Raw genomic sequence first — 15288 nt, forward strand, 5'->3', positions numbered from 1 at the left:
AATAGTCATGAAATACAAGCTCCCGCTTGTTGCTCTCGCCACCGCACTCGTTCTGACTGCGACCGGCTGCAGCTCTTCCGGAACCACCACCACAGCCCAGGATGCGGGTGTCTCGGAAAAGGCCGAAGCCGCACTGGCTAAAATCAAAGGCCAGGTTCTCAGCAAAGGACCTAATGGCGAGGAGCCGTCTCCGGCCTCGGTCGCAGAACTGAGCGAGGAAGACATCACGAAGGTCAAGGCCCTTGGAGCCAAGGCTGCAATCGTCATGCACTATGGCGGCAATGACTGGGCGAATGCCCAGATCGCGGGCCTCAAGAGTGAATTCTCGCGTCTTGGGATCAACATCATTGCCACTACGGATGCAAACTTCAAGCCGGACAAGCAGGTTTCCGATCTTGAGACGGTCATGACCCAGAACCCCAACGTCATTGTTTCCATCCCCACTGATCCTGTGGCCACCGCTTCGGCCTACAAGAAAGCCGCGGCGGCCGGCGCCAAGATCGTCTTCATGGACAACGTTCCCAAGGGACTCACCGCCGGTAAGGACTACGTCTCTGCAGTGTCAGCCGACAACTTCGGCAACGGCGTTGTCTCCGCCCACCAGATGGCGAAGGCTCTCGGCGGGAAGGGCAAGATCGGCCTGATCTTCCACGAAGCGGACTTCTTTGTTACCAAGCAGCGCTACCAGGGATTCAAGGAGACCATTACCAAGGACTACCCGGACATCCAGATCGTCGTAGAGAAGGGCATCGCCGGTCCCGACTTCGCCGGTGACGCACAGGGCGCTGCAAACGCCATGCTCAGCAAGTACGCCGACCTCTCCGGTATTTGGGCCGTCTGGGATGTCCCGGCCGAAGGCGTCATGGCGGCAGCCCGTGCGGCCGGCCGTCCCGACCTGAAAATCGCCACGGAAGACTTGGGCAAGAACGTTGCCATTGCTCTCGCCAAAAACGAGCTCGTCGTCGGCCTCGGCGCACAGGTGCCTTTCGACCAAGGCGTCACAGAAGCCCGCCTCGCAGCGATGGCCCTGCTCGGCAAGACAACGCCGGCCTATGTGGCACTGAGCGCTGTACCCGTGGACCACAACAACGTCCTCGAAGCCTGGAAGCAGGTCTACCACGAGGACGCCCCCAAGGACATTCAGGACTCCTTCAAGAAATAGCAGGCGTGGGGCAGGGTTTCGGCCTAGCCCACCCAGTGAAAGCGATCTCACCATGAACTCAGGAGCCCTCGCCGTTGAAATGCGGTCGATCTCAAAAGGATTCAACGGAGTCAATGTCCTCAACAACGTGGACTTCGAAGTCCGCGCAGGGGAAGTGCACGCGCTTGCCGGTGGAAACGGCGCCGGCAAGTCCACGCTGATGAAAATTCTCCAGGGCGTCTACCACGCTGATGAAGGAACCATCCTCGTCGGAGGACAGCAAGTTGACATCAAAACCATTCAGGATGCCAAGGCCGCCGGAATCGGCATGGTGTTCCAGGAATTCAGCCTGGTCCCGAGCCTGACCGTAGCGCAGAACATCTTCCTCGCGGCAGAACCGCAAGGCCGCAGCGGTCTGATCGATGACCGGGCAGCTGTCCGGAAGGCCCGCGAAGTCTTCAAGGAAATGGAAGTCGAGGTCGATCCGCGCGCCCATGTTTCGCGTCTGGGCACTGCTTATTGGCAGCTAACGGAAATCGCGAAGGCCCTCGCACAAGATGCCAAGGTGCTGATCATGGACGAGCCGACCGCCAGCCTGGCCCGGCACGAGACGGAGGCGCTCTTCGATCTCGTGGATCGGCTCAAGAAGCGCGGCATATCCATCATCTACATCTCGCACCGCATGGACGAGGTCTACCGTATTGCGGACCGCATCACGATCCTGCGTGACGGACAACGCCTGCTCACGGAACCTTTGTCCAATGTCACGCCCGAACAGATCGTGGAAGGCATCGTGGGCAAGAAGATCGAGGGTCAGATGAGTTACCAGCAGCGCGATCACGACTCGGAGACTGCAGCTCCCGTCCTCGAGGCCCGGGGCCTTACGTCGGGCAAGCGCGTCCGCAACGTCTCCTTCACACTTCACGCCGGCGAGATCCTCGGGCTGGCTGGACTGATGGGAAGCGGCCGGACGGAGCTCGCCAGGGTGCTGTTCGGCATCGATCCCCTTGAAAGCGGGGAGCTACTGCTCCGCGGGCGGAAAAGCTCGATCTCAAACCCGCGCAAGGCCATCGAAGCCGGACTGGCTCTCATTCCCGAGGACCGGCGTGCGCAGGGGCTGGTCCTGGACCACTCCGTTCGGGAAAACCTGCTGCTGCCGCTGCTCGACCAGATCCGGCGCGGACCCTTTCTGGACCCGGGAGAAGGAAAGAATCTTTCAAACTCTCTCATCAAGAAATTCGCAGTGAAGGTTGCCCACCCCAACAAGCCCGTACGGCTGCTGTCCGGCGGAAACCAGCAGAAGGTCGTGTTGGCCAAGTGGCTGGGCACGGACCCGGACGTCCTGATCCTGGACGAACCGACTGCGGGCGTCGACATCGGCACGAAGAGCGAAATCCTCGACATGATCCGCGATCTGGCCAACGCAGGCAAGGCCGTCATCGTCATTTCCTCCGAATACCCGGAACTGCTCGCCGTCAGCGATAGGGTCCTGGTTCTCAGGGATGGCTCCGTCACTCGGGATTTGAAGCGCAGCGAAATAGACGACGAAGAATCACTACAACTCGCAGTTCAGGGAGTCTGATCATGAACAACCCAACCATCTCAGCGAAGGCTTCCGAGGAGAAACCGCTCTTCAACCTGAAGCGCACCCTTGGCGAGCTCGATTGGCGCCGCTACGTCATTTACATCGGCTTTGTCGTCGTGTTCATCTTCTTCGCGGTGCTGTTGCGCGACCAAGGCTTCCTGTCGCCCAACAATTTGCTGAACATCTTCCGCCAGACAGCAACCATTACTGTCATCGCCGTCGGCATGACGTACGTCATCGCGTGCGCCGAAATTGACCTGAGCGTTGGCTCGGTCGCCGGCCTCTCAAGCGTCTGCACGGCCATGGCGTTGGCCCAATGGGGAATCGTCCCGGGCATCCTGGCAGGTCTCGCCGTTGGCCTGGTCGTCGGATCGATCAACGGCGCCCTTGTCAGCCTGCTGGGTATCCCTTCTTTCCTGGTAACCCTGGGCATGCTTGGCATCGCAGTCGGCGTGGCCCAATGGATCACGGCTTCGGCGCCGCAGCCCATTCTCAACGACACCTTCAACATGCTGTTCGGCTCCGGTAATTTCGGTCCCGTTCCCGGACTTATTGTCTGGAGCGCCATCTTCGTGGCGATCGGCGCCGTGGTACTTTCCCGAACCAAGTTCGGGCGCCAGGTCCTTGCCACCGGCGGCAACCGAACCGCAGCTGACTTCACGGGCATCAACACCAGGCGCATTAAGTTCCAGGTCCTCCTCATCTCCGGCCTCGTCGCCAGTGTTGCCGGCATGCTCTACGCCGGCCGACTCCAGTCCGGACGCTTCCAGTGGGGCAGCGGCGACGAACTCTCAGCGATCGCCGCAGTGATCCTGGGCGGAACCAGCCTGTTCGGCGGTGCCGGTTCGGTGGTCGGCACGCTCTTCGGCGCCCTCCTGATCGGATTGATCAACAATGGCCTGATCCTCGCGGGACTGGACAGCAGCCAGCAGCAGGTTGTCCGCGGTGCGATTATCATCCTGGCCGTCGCCTTGGCCCGAAAGAAATGAGCGCCGCATGACCCGGCAAATGAGGGCCGGAATCATCGGCACGGGATTCATGGGGGAAGTCCACGCCCATGCCGTGCGCGCCGCCGGAGGCGTCCTGAGCGAAGTCGCCGGACGCACGCCGGAGAGTTCACGCGCTGCAGCGGGCCGGCTCCAGGCCGCGAAAGCCGCCGAGTCCCCGGAAGCGCTGATCCGGAGCAACGATGTCGACGTTGTCCACATCTGCACTCCGAACGCCAGCCATGCCTACCTGGCCAGGCTGGCGCTTGAAGCAGGCAAGCACGTCGTATGTGAAAAACCCTTGGCTACAACGGTTGAGGATGCGGAACAGCTCAGCACCCTGGCAGATGGCACCGAGTCCGTAGCGGCAGTACCTTTTATCTACCGTTTCTACCCGACAATCCGCGAAGCCAAGGCACGGCTGACCCACGGGGAGGCCGGCGAATTGTGGCTCCTGCACGGTTCCTACCTGCAGGACTGGCTAGCGAGCAGCTCAGCGACCAACTGGCGAGTGGACCCTGGTTCCGGCGGAGCGTCCAGGGCATTCGGCGACATTGGGGTGCACTGGTGCGACCTGATGGAATTCGTTACCGGTCACCAAATCACTCGTCTCATCGCAAACACGTCCAAAGCGTTTCCGCAACGTGCCAGCGAAAGCGGAATGCTGAACGTCGGAACAGAGGACGGTGCGACGCTGCTGTTTGAAACCGATAGGGGCGCCACAGGGTCCCTGGTCGTCAGCCAAGTCACGCCGGGGAGAAAGAACCGGCTCTGGTTCTCGTTCGACGGTACTGAGGCGTCCTTGAGCTTCAACCAGGAAGAGCCGGAAACTCTCTGGGTGGGAAGCGTCCGCGGCAGCACCCGCGTACCGAGCGGCCCCGACACGCTTTCCTACCCGGAATCGCAGCGGTACGCCCGGCTCCCGGCTGGCCACCCGCACGGCTACCAGGACAGCTTCAATGCTTTCATGGCCGACGTCTACGCCGCTGCCCGTGGCGGGAATGTCGACGGGCTTCCAACCTTCCGCGACGGACTTCGCGCGGCACTGATCACCCAGGCAGTCGTGGATTCCGCAGCAACGAATGCCTGGGTCGATGTGCCAGGCCTGCCGGAACGCTCCAGCATCTCTGACGAACTAACACCCGAAAGGCAAAGATAATGCAGATTGGCTACCACTCAATCACCTGGGGCGGCGTCACCGGCCACCCGGCAGGGGTCACCAGTGTCAAAGACCTTTACTACCGGTCCAACGGCTCCATGGAGAATGCCGTGCGGGACATTGCCGCGGTCGGTTATGAAGGAACAGAGATGTTCGACGGCAACCTCGTGGATTATGAAGACCGTCCGCAGGACCTGAAGGAACTGCTCCGCGATTCAGGTCTCAAACTCGTCTCCGTGTACTCCGGCGCCAACTTCATCTTCGCCGACATCCTCCCTGAGGAACTGCACCGCATCAATCACGCCGCGGAGCTGGCAGCCACCTTCGGCGCCGAACGCCTCGTCGTCGGCGGCGGCGCACGCCGCGCCGCGGGCACCAGCGACGAGGACTACACACTGCTGGCCAAGGGCCTGGACCGGGTCACTGACATCGCTGAGAGCTTCGGCCTTACGGCGAGCTACCACCCTCACCTCGGCACCATCGTGGAGAGCCCCGACGAACTCGATCTCCTCATGACCAGAACGCGCATCGGATTCTGCCCCGACACCGCCCACCTTGCTGCCGGCGGTTGCGATCCGGCGGCAGCAATCCGGAAATACCCGGACCGTATCCGCCACGTGCACCTCAAGGATTTCCGTCAGGATCCGTTTGCGTTCCTCCCCCTCGGCGAAGGCGATCTGGATTTCCCGGACATCATCCGCGCGGTGAAGGAAAGCGGCTACGACAGCTGGCTGATGGTGGAACTCGATTCGTACAACGGCGATCCCAAGAAGGCCGCCGAGATCAGCAAAAAATACCTCGACAAAATCCTCGCCGACACCGGCCTCTAAACGAAAAGGAACACGCCATGCAGAAACTTAACGTCGGCCTCATCGGCGGCGGCTTCATGGGCAAGGCCCACTCGCTCGCCTATGCTGCCATGCCCATGTTCTTCTGGCCCGCCCCGGCCATGCCGGTCCGCAAAATTATTGCGGAAGCCACTGATGATCTCGCAGCCCAGGCCGCAAGCCGCTTTGGTTTTGAAAACTCCACTGCAGACTGGCGCAGGATTATCGAGGATCCTGATATCGACGTCGTCGACATCGCGACGCCAAACCACCTTCACGCCGAAATCGCCATCGCAGCCGCCCAGGCGGGAAAGCACATCATCTGCGAGAAGCCGCTGGCCAGGACCGGTGAAGAGTCCAAGGCCATGTACGACGCCGTCAAAAACACCAACCTCGTCCACATGGTCGCGTTCAACTACCGCCGCACGCCCGCAGTAGCACTCGCCAAGAAGTACATTGATGAAGGCGCAATTGGGCGCGTGATCAGCTTCCGCGGGACCTACCTGCAGGACTGGAGCGCGGACCCCGACTCTCCCCTCTCCTGGCGATTCCAGAAGTCCATCGCAGGGTCAGGCGCCCTCGGTGACATCGGAACACACGTCATTGATATGGCACGCTACCTTGTTGGAGAGTTCGCCTCCGTCAACTCAATAATGTCCACCTGGATCCCCGAGCGGCCGCTGCAGTCGGGCGGCGCGGACAGCCTGGGGAACGTCTCCGGCGACGCAGGCCCCCGCGGGCCCGTTGACGTGGATGACGAGGTCCTCACCATGGTGAAGTTCGCCAACGGCGCCATCGGCTCGGTCGAAGCGACCCGCAACGCACATGGACGCAACAACTTCCTGACGTTCGAGATCCACGGCACCGAGGGCAGCATCATCTTCAACTACGAACGCCGCGACGAACTCCAAGTCTGCTTCGCCAGCGACCCCGGCGACCGCAAGGGTTTCCGAACCGTCTACACCGGCCCCGCACACCCCTATGGAGACGCGCTGTGGCCCATCCCGGCGCTTGGCATCGGCTACGGTGAGACCAAAATCATCGAGGCCCACGATTTCTTCAAGGCCATCGCTGAAGGCGGAAGCGTCAGCCCCAACTTTGCCGACGGCTACCAGACTGCCCTGATCGACGATGCCATCATCGAATCCGCGGAATCCGGAAACTGGGTGAAAGTGCCCAGCATCGAGGCCTAACCCGCACCAGAAGCAGGTGCGGCGTCCCAGAGCAGACCGCGCCGCACCTGCACTCACCCGCGCACCAGCGTGAACGAAGAGAGCTCCTGAATGACGAATGCACCAGCACCGGCCAGCGAAACGGCCACCTATCTCCTTCCTGTCTTCAAGGCCAAACCCGGTCACGCCAGGGAGCTGGAGCAACTGCTAGCCGCCCTGCAGACCGCCAGCCGCCAGGATGACGGCTGCATCGAGTACTCCGTCTTTAACGACGAACAGGATCCCCACTCCTTCCTGCTCTACGAGAAGTGGACGGATGCCGGCGCGCTGGTCCTCCACAACGAGAAACAGCACGTTATCGACTTCCTGGCATCCGCAGCGGAACATATGGCCGAGCCTTTGAATGTCCACAGGCTTCGTCCCATCGTCTAGTTCGAAACAGGACATTCACAGCACCCCCGTCACCGAAGGAGCCTGACATGCCCCGCCCGTACACCCTCTTCACCGGCCAGTGGGCCGACCTGCCCTTCGAGGAGGTCGCGCGCCTGGCCTCCGGCTGGGGCTATGACGGCCTGGAAATCGCCGTGTCCGGGGACCACCTGGACGCCTGGCGCTGGGACGAACCCGGCTACGTCGAGGCCAAACTTGCCGTGCTGGAAAAGTACAACCTCAAGGTCTGGGCCATCTCCAACCACCTCAAGGGCCAGGCCGTCTGCGATGACCCGATCGACTTCCGGCACGAAGCCATCGTCGGGGCCAGGGTCTGGGGCGACGGCGACCCCGAAGGCGTCCGGCAGCGCGCCGCCGAGGAAATGCAGCACACCGCCCGGCTCGCCCGCGCGCTCGGCGTGGACACCGTCGTCGGATTCACCGGCTCCTCCATCTGGCAGTACGTCGCCATGTTCCCGCCCGTGCCCGAGAAGGTTATTGAGGCCGGATACCAGGACTTCGCCGACCGCTGGAACCCCATCCTGGACGTCTTCGACGAATGCGGCGTCCGCTTCGCCCATGAGGTCCACCCGTCCGAGATTGCCTACGACTACTGGACCACCGTCCGCACCCTCGAAGCGATCGGCCACCGGGAGGCCTTCGGGCTGAACTGGGACCCCTCCCACTTCATGTGGCAGGGCATCGACCCGGTCTCCTTCATCTGGGACTTCAAGGACCGGATCTACCACGTGGACTGCAAGGACACGAAGCTGCGCCCCACCGGCCGGAACACCGTCATGGGCTCACACCTGCCCTGGGGCGACCCGCGCCGGGGCTGGGACTTCGTCTCCGCCGGCCGCGGCGATGTGCCCTGGGAGTCGTCCTTCCGCGCCCTGACCGCAATTGGCTATAGCGGGCCCATCTCGATCGAATGGGAGGACGCCGGCATGGACCGCCTCCACGGCGCGCCCGAAGCCCTCGCCACGCTCAAGAAATACGATTTTCCGGCCTCAAACATCAGCTTCGACGCCGCCTTCAGCGCTAAGGACTAACAGCGGTGGGACGCCGCACCCCGTGTCCCCCTCTGTTCCCGTTCGGAATCTCACAGTCCCCCAGGTGGCGTGTGCCTGTCCTGGCCAGCCCAGCGGCACTAGAGTGGCACCAGCCGCCGCCGAGCCGGCGGACGCCGATCAAAGGAGATTTTGCGTGTTCTCGAGCCCGTTCCCCGCAGTGGATATCCCCGACGTCAGCCTCTACGAGTACCTCTTCGGCGGTTTGGCGGAGGAAGACCTGGACCGGGTCGCCGTCGTCGACGGCACCAGCGGCGCGGCAACGAGCTACCGCGAGCTACGCGGCCGGATCAACGCCCTCGCCGGTGCCGTTGCCGCCCAGGGCCTCGGCGTCCACGGAGTCGCCGCCATCCTGTGCCCGAACATCCCGGCGTTCACCGTGGTCTTCCACGGCCTGCTCCGGGCCGGCGCCACCGTCACGCCGATCAATTCGCTGTACACAGCGGACGAGATCGAAAAGCAGCTCACCGACGCCGGGGCAACCTGGCTGTTCACGATTTCCGCCCTGCTGCCCGCGGCCCGCGAGGCCGCCGAACGCGTCGGAATCGGTGCGGAGCGGCTGGTGGTGCTCGACGGCGCAGAGGGCCACCCCTCGCTGACGGACCTGCTCACCTCCGGCGCCCCGGCCCCGGACGTCAGCTTCGATCCGGCCACCCACATCGCCGTCCTGCCCTACTCCTCCGGCACCACCGGCCGGCCCAAGGGCGTGATGCTCAGCCACCGGAACCTCGTGGCGAACGTGGAACAGTCGCGCGGGCTGCTCAAGGTCACCCCGGATGACCGGCTGCTGGCCCTGCTGCCGTTCTTCCACATCTACGGACTCACCGTGCTGCTGAACCTGGCCCTGAGGGAGCGGGCCCGCCTCGTCACCATCCCCAAGTTCGACCTCGCGGAGTTCCTGCGCATGATCCAGGACCACAAATGCAGCTACCTCTTCATCGCCCCGCCGGTGGCCGTGGCGCTGTCAAAGCACCCCATGGTGGCGGACTACGACCTCAGCTCCGTCCACACCACCCTCTCCGGCGCGGCGCCGCTGGACGGCGAACTCGGCGCGCGGCTGGCCGAGCGGCTCGACTGCCGGGTGCTGCAGGGCTACGGCATGACCGAGATGAGCCCCGTCTCCCACCTGATCCCCGTCGACGCCACGGACGTACCCGTCAGCTCGGTCGGCTACACGGTGCCCAACATGGAATGCCGGCTGCTCGACCCGGCCACGGGGGAGGAGGTCGAGGTCCCCGCCGAGGGAACCAGCGCCCCGGGGCACCTGCTCTGCCGCGGGCCGAACGTGATGCTCGGCTACCTGAACCGGCCCGAGGAAACGGCGGACACCCTGGACGCGGACGGCTTCCTGCACACCGGCGACATCGCCACGGTCCGGGCGGACGGCGTCGTGACGGTGGTGGACCGGCTCAAGGAACTGATCAAGTACAAGGGCTACCAGATCGCCCCGGCCGAGCTCGAAGCGCTGCTGCTGACCCACCCCGGCATCGCGGACGCCGCCGTGATCGGAACGGCCGACGCCGACGGCCAGGAGGTGCCGATGGCGTTCGTTGTGCGCCAGCCGGGCCCGGACGGCGAGGCGCTGGACGAGGCCGCCGTGCAGGATTTTGTGGCCGCCAGGGTGGCGCCGTTCAAGAAGATCCGGCGCGTCGAGTTCATCGATGCCGTGCCGAAGTCCTCCTCCGGAAAGATCCTGCGCCGGATGCTGAAGACGGCACAGCGGGCGCCGCAGGCCTAGGCCCGCCGCCCGCGCCGCGCGGGCCGTCCGGCCGGGCTAGTGCGTAGGGCGTGTCTGACTATTCGCGGTATGGCAGGATGTCTGCATGCCCAGCACCTTGATCGAGGTTCGCCAGAAGTACACGCCGCAGCAGCAAGTTGCCCTTATCGATGCGGTACATGGAGCGCTCGTGGCTGCGTTCAAGATTCCGGAGGAAGACCGGTTCATCCGAGTTCTCGCCTATGAGCCGCACGCGATGGTGAATGGGCTCGCCGAGGGCGTCGCGGACAGCTACACGCGCGTAACGATCGACTACTTCTCAGGACGCTCGATCGATGCCAAGCGAAGCCTCTACAGGGAAATTGTCGAGCGCTTGGAAGTGCTCGGTATTCCGAAGAAAAACATTTCAATTCTCCTTCGTGAGAGCGCGCCGGAGAACTGGGGCGCAGGCGGACGTGCTGCCAGCGACTACGACCTCGGTTTCAACATCAACGTCTGACCGTCCTCGGCGCGCTGTCTATGCCGAGCGCGCGCAGGCGTCACGCGGGTAGCCCGGAAAATCGTTTCATCCACGCGATGGCGGTTTGGTCGCCCTAGTCGGAGGAGTCGGTCTTGGCGATGTAAACGTCGCAGGGGGCGTTGTGAGCCACGCTGTTCGCAACGCTCCCCAGCACCCGGCCCAGGCCGCGCATCCGGCGGTTGCCGACCACGATCATCTGCGCGCCGGAACGCTCCGCCTCGTGGATCAGGGCCTCGGCGGGCTTGCCCCGGGCGGCGGCGTAGGTGACGTTGATCTCCGCCGTGCGCAGGCTCTCCGCGACGGACTTGGCGACCTTCTCGGCGTCGTCGGCGTCGGAAACAATCCACCGGTCGCTGCCGCTGCTGAACACCTCGGTCCGGTCGCTATCGAACGCACTGACCACGTGCAGCGTGGCTCCCAGGGAGACCGCCAGGTCCCGGGCCGTGTGTGCGGCCTTGAGGGCAGTCTCACTGCCATCGACGCCAACAACGATGATTCCGGTCATGGGGACTCCTCTGGTCAAGCAAAAGTAGGGTCAGGCACGGTGCGGGCCACAGCAATGATTCAGGCTACAACGCCGCGACGGCTTCCCCCAGCACCGGCGCCAGGCGCCGGACACCTTCTTCGATGGCGTCGGGAGGCACCGCGCTGTACGCGAGCCGCAGTTTGTTGGAGGGCTCATCGGAGTGCGTGAAGGCCGCCCCCGGAATGAAGACGACGCCGGCGTCGATGGCCTTCTGCAGCAAGGGATAGGTGTCGACGCCCTCGGGCAGGGTCACCCAGACGAAGAAGCCGCCCTCGGGCCGCGTCCAGCTCAGCCCCTCCGGCATGTACTTGGCCAGGGCCGCGAGCATCGCCTCGCAGCGTTCCTGGTAGAGCCCGCGGTAGGTGGCGATCTGCCCGCGCCAGTCGTAGTCCCGCAGGTACGCGGAGACCAGCATCTGGTTGAGGGTCGGCGGGCACAGGGTGACGGCCTCCGAGGCCAGGTAGTAGCGGCGCTGCAGATGCGCCGGGACCAGGGCCCAGCCGATCCGCAGGCCAGGGGCGAAGATCTTGGAGAAGGAACCCATGTAGATCACGTCGTCCGGGTTGCCGGCCCGCAACGGGGTCAGCGGTTTGCCGTCAAAGCGCAGCAGGCCGTAGGGGTTGTCCTCCAACACCAGAATATTCGCATTACGGCATATATCCACGACCTGCTGCCGGCGCTCGGCGGCCAGCGTGATACCGGAAGGGTTGTTGAAGCTCGGGATGGTGTAGAGGAACTTGATGCTCTTGCCCGCAGTCTGCAGGGCGGCGATCTCGGCCTGCAGGAGATCCGGAATTATCCCGTTCTCGTCCATCGGCACGGTGCCGACCTCCACCTGGTACGCCTCAAACGTGTTCAGCGCCCCGACATAAGTGGGATCCTCCACCAGCACAACGTCCCCCGGGTTGCAGAACACCTTGGTGGCGACGTCCTGGGCGGACTGCGAACCCGCCGTGATCACGATGTTTTCGGGCTTCGCGTCGAGGATGCCCTCGGCTGCCATAACCTCGCAGATCTGCGTGCGGAGCTCCTCGGTGCCCTGCCCGCCGCCGTACTGCAGGGCAGTCAGGCCCTGTTCGGCGATGATTTTCGCGGCGGACTGGCCGAGGCGCTCCAGGGGGAGTGACTGCAGATAGGGGCTGCCGCCGGCCAGCGACACGAGGCCGGGGCGCAGGGAGATGTCGAAGACGTCCCGGACGGCGGATTGCTTGATGTTTGCTGCGCGCTCCGAGAATAGCCTCTCGTGGCGGTGGGCGGACGTAGCCGCTCGTTCGATTGCGTCAATTGCCTCGGCCGGAAGTAGCTCTGCGGCGGCATCAAGTGTTTCGTGGCTCACAATCCTAGGATACAGGGCGTCGTTGCCAGTGGGAAAACTTTTGTTCACAAAGGTGCCCCGGACGCGTCCGGATACAGGACACCCCCGGCAGTGGGGACTGCCGGGGGTGTCGGTCTGCAGTGGGGACTACGTTGCTTCGGTGCCGCGGGCCTCTTCGAGGGCGGCGAAGACACCCTTGATCTGCTCCACGACCTCGGCGTCGTCCTTCGGGTGGGTCTCCGCGAAGCGGACCATCGAGCCGGGGACGGCGAGCTTGACGTCTTCCAGGACCTGGGCGCCGGCGATGCCGACGGCCTTGCGGGCTTCGTCCTGGGCCCAGACTCCGCCGTACTGGCCGAAGGCGGTGCCGACGACGGCGGTGGGCTTGCCGTTGAGGGCGCCGGCGCCGAACGGGCGGGACAGCCAGTCGATGGCGTTCTTCAGCGGCGCGGGCACGGTGCCGTTGTACTCCGGGGTGACCAGCAGCAGGGTGTCCGCATCGTTGGCGGCGGCACGCAGGGCAGCGGCGGCGGCGGGAACCTGGCCCTCGACGTCGATGTCCTCGTTGTAGAACGGGATGTTGCCGAGGCTCTCGTGAATGACGACGTCCACCTGCTCCGGGGCGTGGAGCTGGATGGCCTCGGCGAGCTGGGCGTTGGTGGAGCCGGCGCGCAGGCTGCCGACCAGGGTGAGAACGGTGTTGGTGCTCATGTGAACTCCTTGTATCGCGCCGCGGAGGTTCCGGCGGCTGGGTGGTCGCGGAGGCTTTGGGGGGCCTTCACCCATGCTAAACGGACTGTGGTCCGTTTAATATTCCCCGGCGCTACAATGGGCGCTGTGAGCTTAATCCCAATCCGCCCCGGCGCACACGCGGGCCCGGCTGACGGCCAGGGGGGCCTGACGTCCCGGCCCGCGGCCGAGTCCGAGCGCCGGGATGCCGCCCGCAACCGTGAGTTGCTGCTCCGGGCCGCCCGCGAGCTCATCGACGAGTGCGGGGTGGACCGCCTCACGATGGCCACCCTCGCCCAGCGGGCAGGGGTGGGCAAGGGGACCGTGTTCCGCAGGTTCGGCAGCCGGGCGGGACTGATGATGACCCTGCTCAGTGACGCCGAGGCCCAGTTCCAGGGCAGGTTTATGTTCGGCCCGCCGCCGCTGGGCCCGGGCGCCCCGGCGCTCGAGCGGCTGGTGGCCTTCGGCGCCGAACGCATCGGCTGGGTGCTGGAATACGGCGAGCTCGCCCGCGCCGCGGACGTGTCGGCCTATAACCGCTTCGATGTGCCCGCCGCCGTCCTCTGGCACCGCCACCTAGAGTGGCTCTTGCGCCAGGCCGGGGTGACCGCCGACCCCTGGCTGATGGCGGGGGCCTTGAGCGTCACCCTCGAGCCGGAGCGCATCCTGCACTCCGTCCGGGTCCACGGCGTGGCGCCGGCCCGGCTGGTCGAGTCCTGGCGGGAGCTGGCCACCCGGGTGGTTAAAGGCGCGTAGGCTAGCCGATCGGATCCACGGCTGCCAAGTCAAATCAATTCAAATGAGTTATTCATAACGATCTGGTAGTGGGTATACCGTTTCGTCGCATTTCGCGCGGCGGCCCGCAATTTCTTTGTGATAGTTTCCTCTGGAATGTGACCCGCAACATAGTCCACAAGGACTGGCCGGACGGCCTGCGGGGGGCCAGGCACCCGCTGGCCGTGATCCCGGATCGGCAGCGGAAACCCCCTGCCATACGGGGGGGATAACGGAAGGATCCATGCTGTGAATCTCGTTAAGACCCGTGCGCGCGGCGCGACGGAAAAGACCGCCCCGGCAGCGGCAGGCACGGTAAAGACACCGGCGATCCAGAACTAGTCGTCCCATGCTCCGATATCTCGCCAAACGTGCCCTCACGTACGTCTTTATGATCTTCCTGACCACCACCGCCGGGTACTTCCTGGCCGTGAACACCCTGCAGCCGGCGCTGCTGGAGCAGGAACGGATTCCGCGGCCCACCCCCGAACAGGTGGTCAATTCCTTCCGGCTCAAGGGACTGGACCCGGAGCTCAGCCCGTGGGAACGCTACGTCGACTGGCTCACGGCGATCGTTACCCGCTGGGACTGGGGACGCAGCCCCAATGGTGCGTTCATCAACGCCGAGTTCGGTGACCGAGTCTGGATCTCCACCCGGCTGTTCCTCGCCTCCATCATCCTGACCCTGATTATCGGCGTCGCACTGGGCGTGTACACGGCGGCCCGGCAGTACAAGGCCTCGGACCGGGTCATCACGTCCTACAGCTACCTCGTCCACATTGTCCCGGCGCCGATCGCGTACTTCCTGGTGCAGCTCGGTGCCATCAACATCAACGAGACGGTCGGCGAACGCATCTTCTTCGTCACCGGCATTTCCACGCCAGGGATGGAGGGCAACGGCTGGGCACAGTTCATCGACATGCTGGCCCACTACGCCGTGCCCACCTTTGCGATCACGATCGTCGGGTGGGGAACCTACCAGATCGCGCAGCGCCAGTACCTGCTGGACAACGTCAACGCCGACTTTGTCCGCACCGCCCGCGCCAAGGGCCTGACCCGCAACCAGGCCATCAGCCGCCACGCGCTGCGGGTGTCCTTCATTCCGGTCGCGCAAAGCATCGCGTTCACCATCCCGGCCATCTTCGCCGGCGGTTTCTTCGCGGAGAAGATCTTTGCCTGGCACGGCGTCGGCTCCTGGAGTATCGACGCGATCGCGCTGCAGGACGTCAACGCCGCGACGGCGACCCTCGCCTACGGCTCCGTAATCTTCGCGATCGGTGCGATCCTCGCCGACTTCGCCACCACGCTGGTCGACCCGAGAGTGCGGGTGCAGTAACC

15 protein-coding genes are annotated in these 15288 nt (G+C 64.3%); 12 read left to right on the forward strand and 3 right to left on the reverse strand.

Annotation, left to right across the window (positions count from 1 at the left end; all coding sequences use genetic code 11):
• Positions 1–7 precede the first annotated feature (7 nt).
• From ABLI39_RS07260 to ABLI39_RS07305, 10 genes are all read left to right on the forward strand, one after another.
• Positions 8–1162, forward strand: coding sequence for a substrate-binding domain-containing protein (locus ABLI39_RS07260; protein WP_349412765.1), 1155 nt, complete (start codon positions 8–10; stop codon positions 1160–1162).
• Between the two features lie 52 nt (positions 1163–1214).
• A complete protein-coding gene (locus ABLI39_RS07265; protein WP_349412766.1) occupies positions 1215–2723 on the forward strand; it encodes a sugar ABC transporter ATP-binding protein in 1509 nt (502 codons plus the stop codon).
• Positions 2724–2725: 2 nt separating this feature from the next.
• On the forward strand, positions 2726–3715 hold the full coding sequence (locus tag ABLI39_RS07270; protein WP_349412768.1) for an ABC transporter permease: 990 nt from the start codon (positions 2726–2728) through the stop codon (positions 3713–3715).
• 7 nt (positions 3716–3722) lie between these two features.
• On the forward strand, positions 3723–4871 hold the full coding sequence (locus ABLI39_RS07275) for a Gfo/Idh/MocA family protein (protein WP_349412769.1): 1149 nt from the start codon (positions 3723–3725) through the stop codon (positions 4869–4871).
• Positions 4871–5701, forward strand: a complete 831-nt coding sequence (locus tag ABLI39_RS07280) for a sugar phosphate isomerase/epimerase family protein (RefSeq protein ID WP_349412771.1) — start codon at positions 4871–4873, stop codon at positions 5699–5701. The genes ABLI39_RS07275 and ABLI39_RS07280 overlap by 1 nt, the downstream gene beginning before the upstream one ends.
• 17 nt (positions 5702–5718) lie before the next feature.
• On the forward strand, positions 5719–6891 hold the full coding sequence (locus ABLI39_RS07285) for a levoglucosan dehydrogenase (RefSeq protein WP_349412772.1): 1173 nt from the start codon (positions 5719–5721) through the stop codon (positions 6889–6891).
• A 90-nt stretch (positions 6892–6981) separates the two neighbouring features.
• The gene (locus tag ABLI39_RS07290) at positions 6982–7302 is read left to right on the forward strand and encodes a putative quinol monooxygenase (protein WP_349412774.1); all 321 of its coding nucleotides are present in this window, start codon (positions 6982–6984) and stop codon (positions 7300–7302) included.
• 47 nt (positions 7303–7349) lie between these two features.
• Positions 7350–8351 carry a sugar phosphate isomerase/epimerase family protein gene (locus tag ABLI39_RS07295; RefSeq protein ID WP_349412775.1) on the forward strand — a complete coding sequence of 334 codons (1002 nt, stop codon included), beginning with the start codon at positions 7350–7352 and terminating at the stop codon, positions 8349–8351.
• Between the two features lie 154 nt (positions 8352–8505).
• Positions 8506–10107, forward strand: coding sequence for an AMP-binding protein (locus ABLI39_RS07300; protein WP_349412777.1), 1602 nt, complete (start codon positions 8506–8508; stop codon positions 10105–10107).
• Between the two features lie 85 nt (positions 10108–10192).
• Complete coding sequence (locus tag ABLI39_RS07305) at positions 10193–10585, forward strand: tautomerase family protein (protein WP_349412778.1); 393 nt, start codon at positions 10193–10195, stop codon at positions 10583–10585.
• Positions 10586–10679: 94 nt separating this feature from the next.
• On the opposite strand, the gene ABLI39_RS07310 is transcribed toward ABLI39_RS07305, so the two are convergent.
• The 3 genes from ABLI39_RS07310 to ABLI39_RS07320 form a co-directional block, all read right to left on the reverse strand.
• Positions 10680–11111, reverse strand: coding sequence for a universal stress protein (locus tag ABLI39_RS07310; RefSeq protein WP_349412779.1), 432 nt, complete (start codon positions 11109–11111; stop codon positions 10680–10682).
• A gap of 64 nt (positions 11112–11175) precedes the next feature.
• A complete protein-coding gene (locus tag ABLI39_RS07315; protein WP_349412781.1) occupies positions 11176–12468 on the reverse strand; it encodes an aminotransferase-like domain-containing protein in 1293 nt (430 codons plus the stop codon).
• Positions 12469–12594: 126 nt separating this feature from the next.
• Positions 12595–13158 (reverse strand): NAD(P)H-dependent oxidoreductase, encoded by a 564-nt coding sequence (locus ABLI39_RS07320; protein ID WP_349412783.1) that lies wholly within the window; start codon positions 13156–13158, stop codon positions 12595–12597.
• Positions 13159–13284: 126 nt separating this feature from the next.
• Here ABLI39_RS07320 and ABLI39_RS07325 point away from each other — a divergent pair, with 126 nt between their 5' ends.
• Positions 13285–13932, forward strand: a complete 648-nt coding sequence (locus ABLI39_RS07325; protein ID WP_502935201.1) for a TetR/AcrR family transcriptional regulator — start codon at positions 13285–13287, stop codon at positions 13930–13932.
• A gap of 367 nt (positions 13933–14299) precedes the next feature.
• Positions 14300–15286: an ABC transporter permease gene (locus ABLI39_RS07330; RefSeq protein WP_349412785.1), complete on the forward strand. Its 987-nt coding sequence runs from the start codon at positions 14300–14302 to the stop codon at positions 15284–15286.
• Positions 15287–15288 lie beyond the last annotated feature (2 nt).

Source organism: Pseudarthrobacter sp. B907 (assembly GCF_040137805.1).
Lineage (GTDB): Bacteria > Actinomycetota > Actinomycetes > Actinomycetales > Micrococcaceae > Arthrobacter.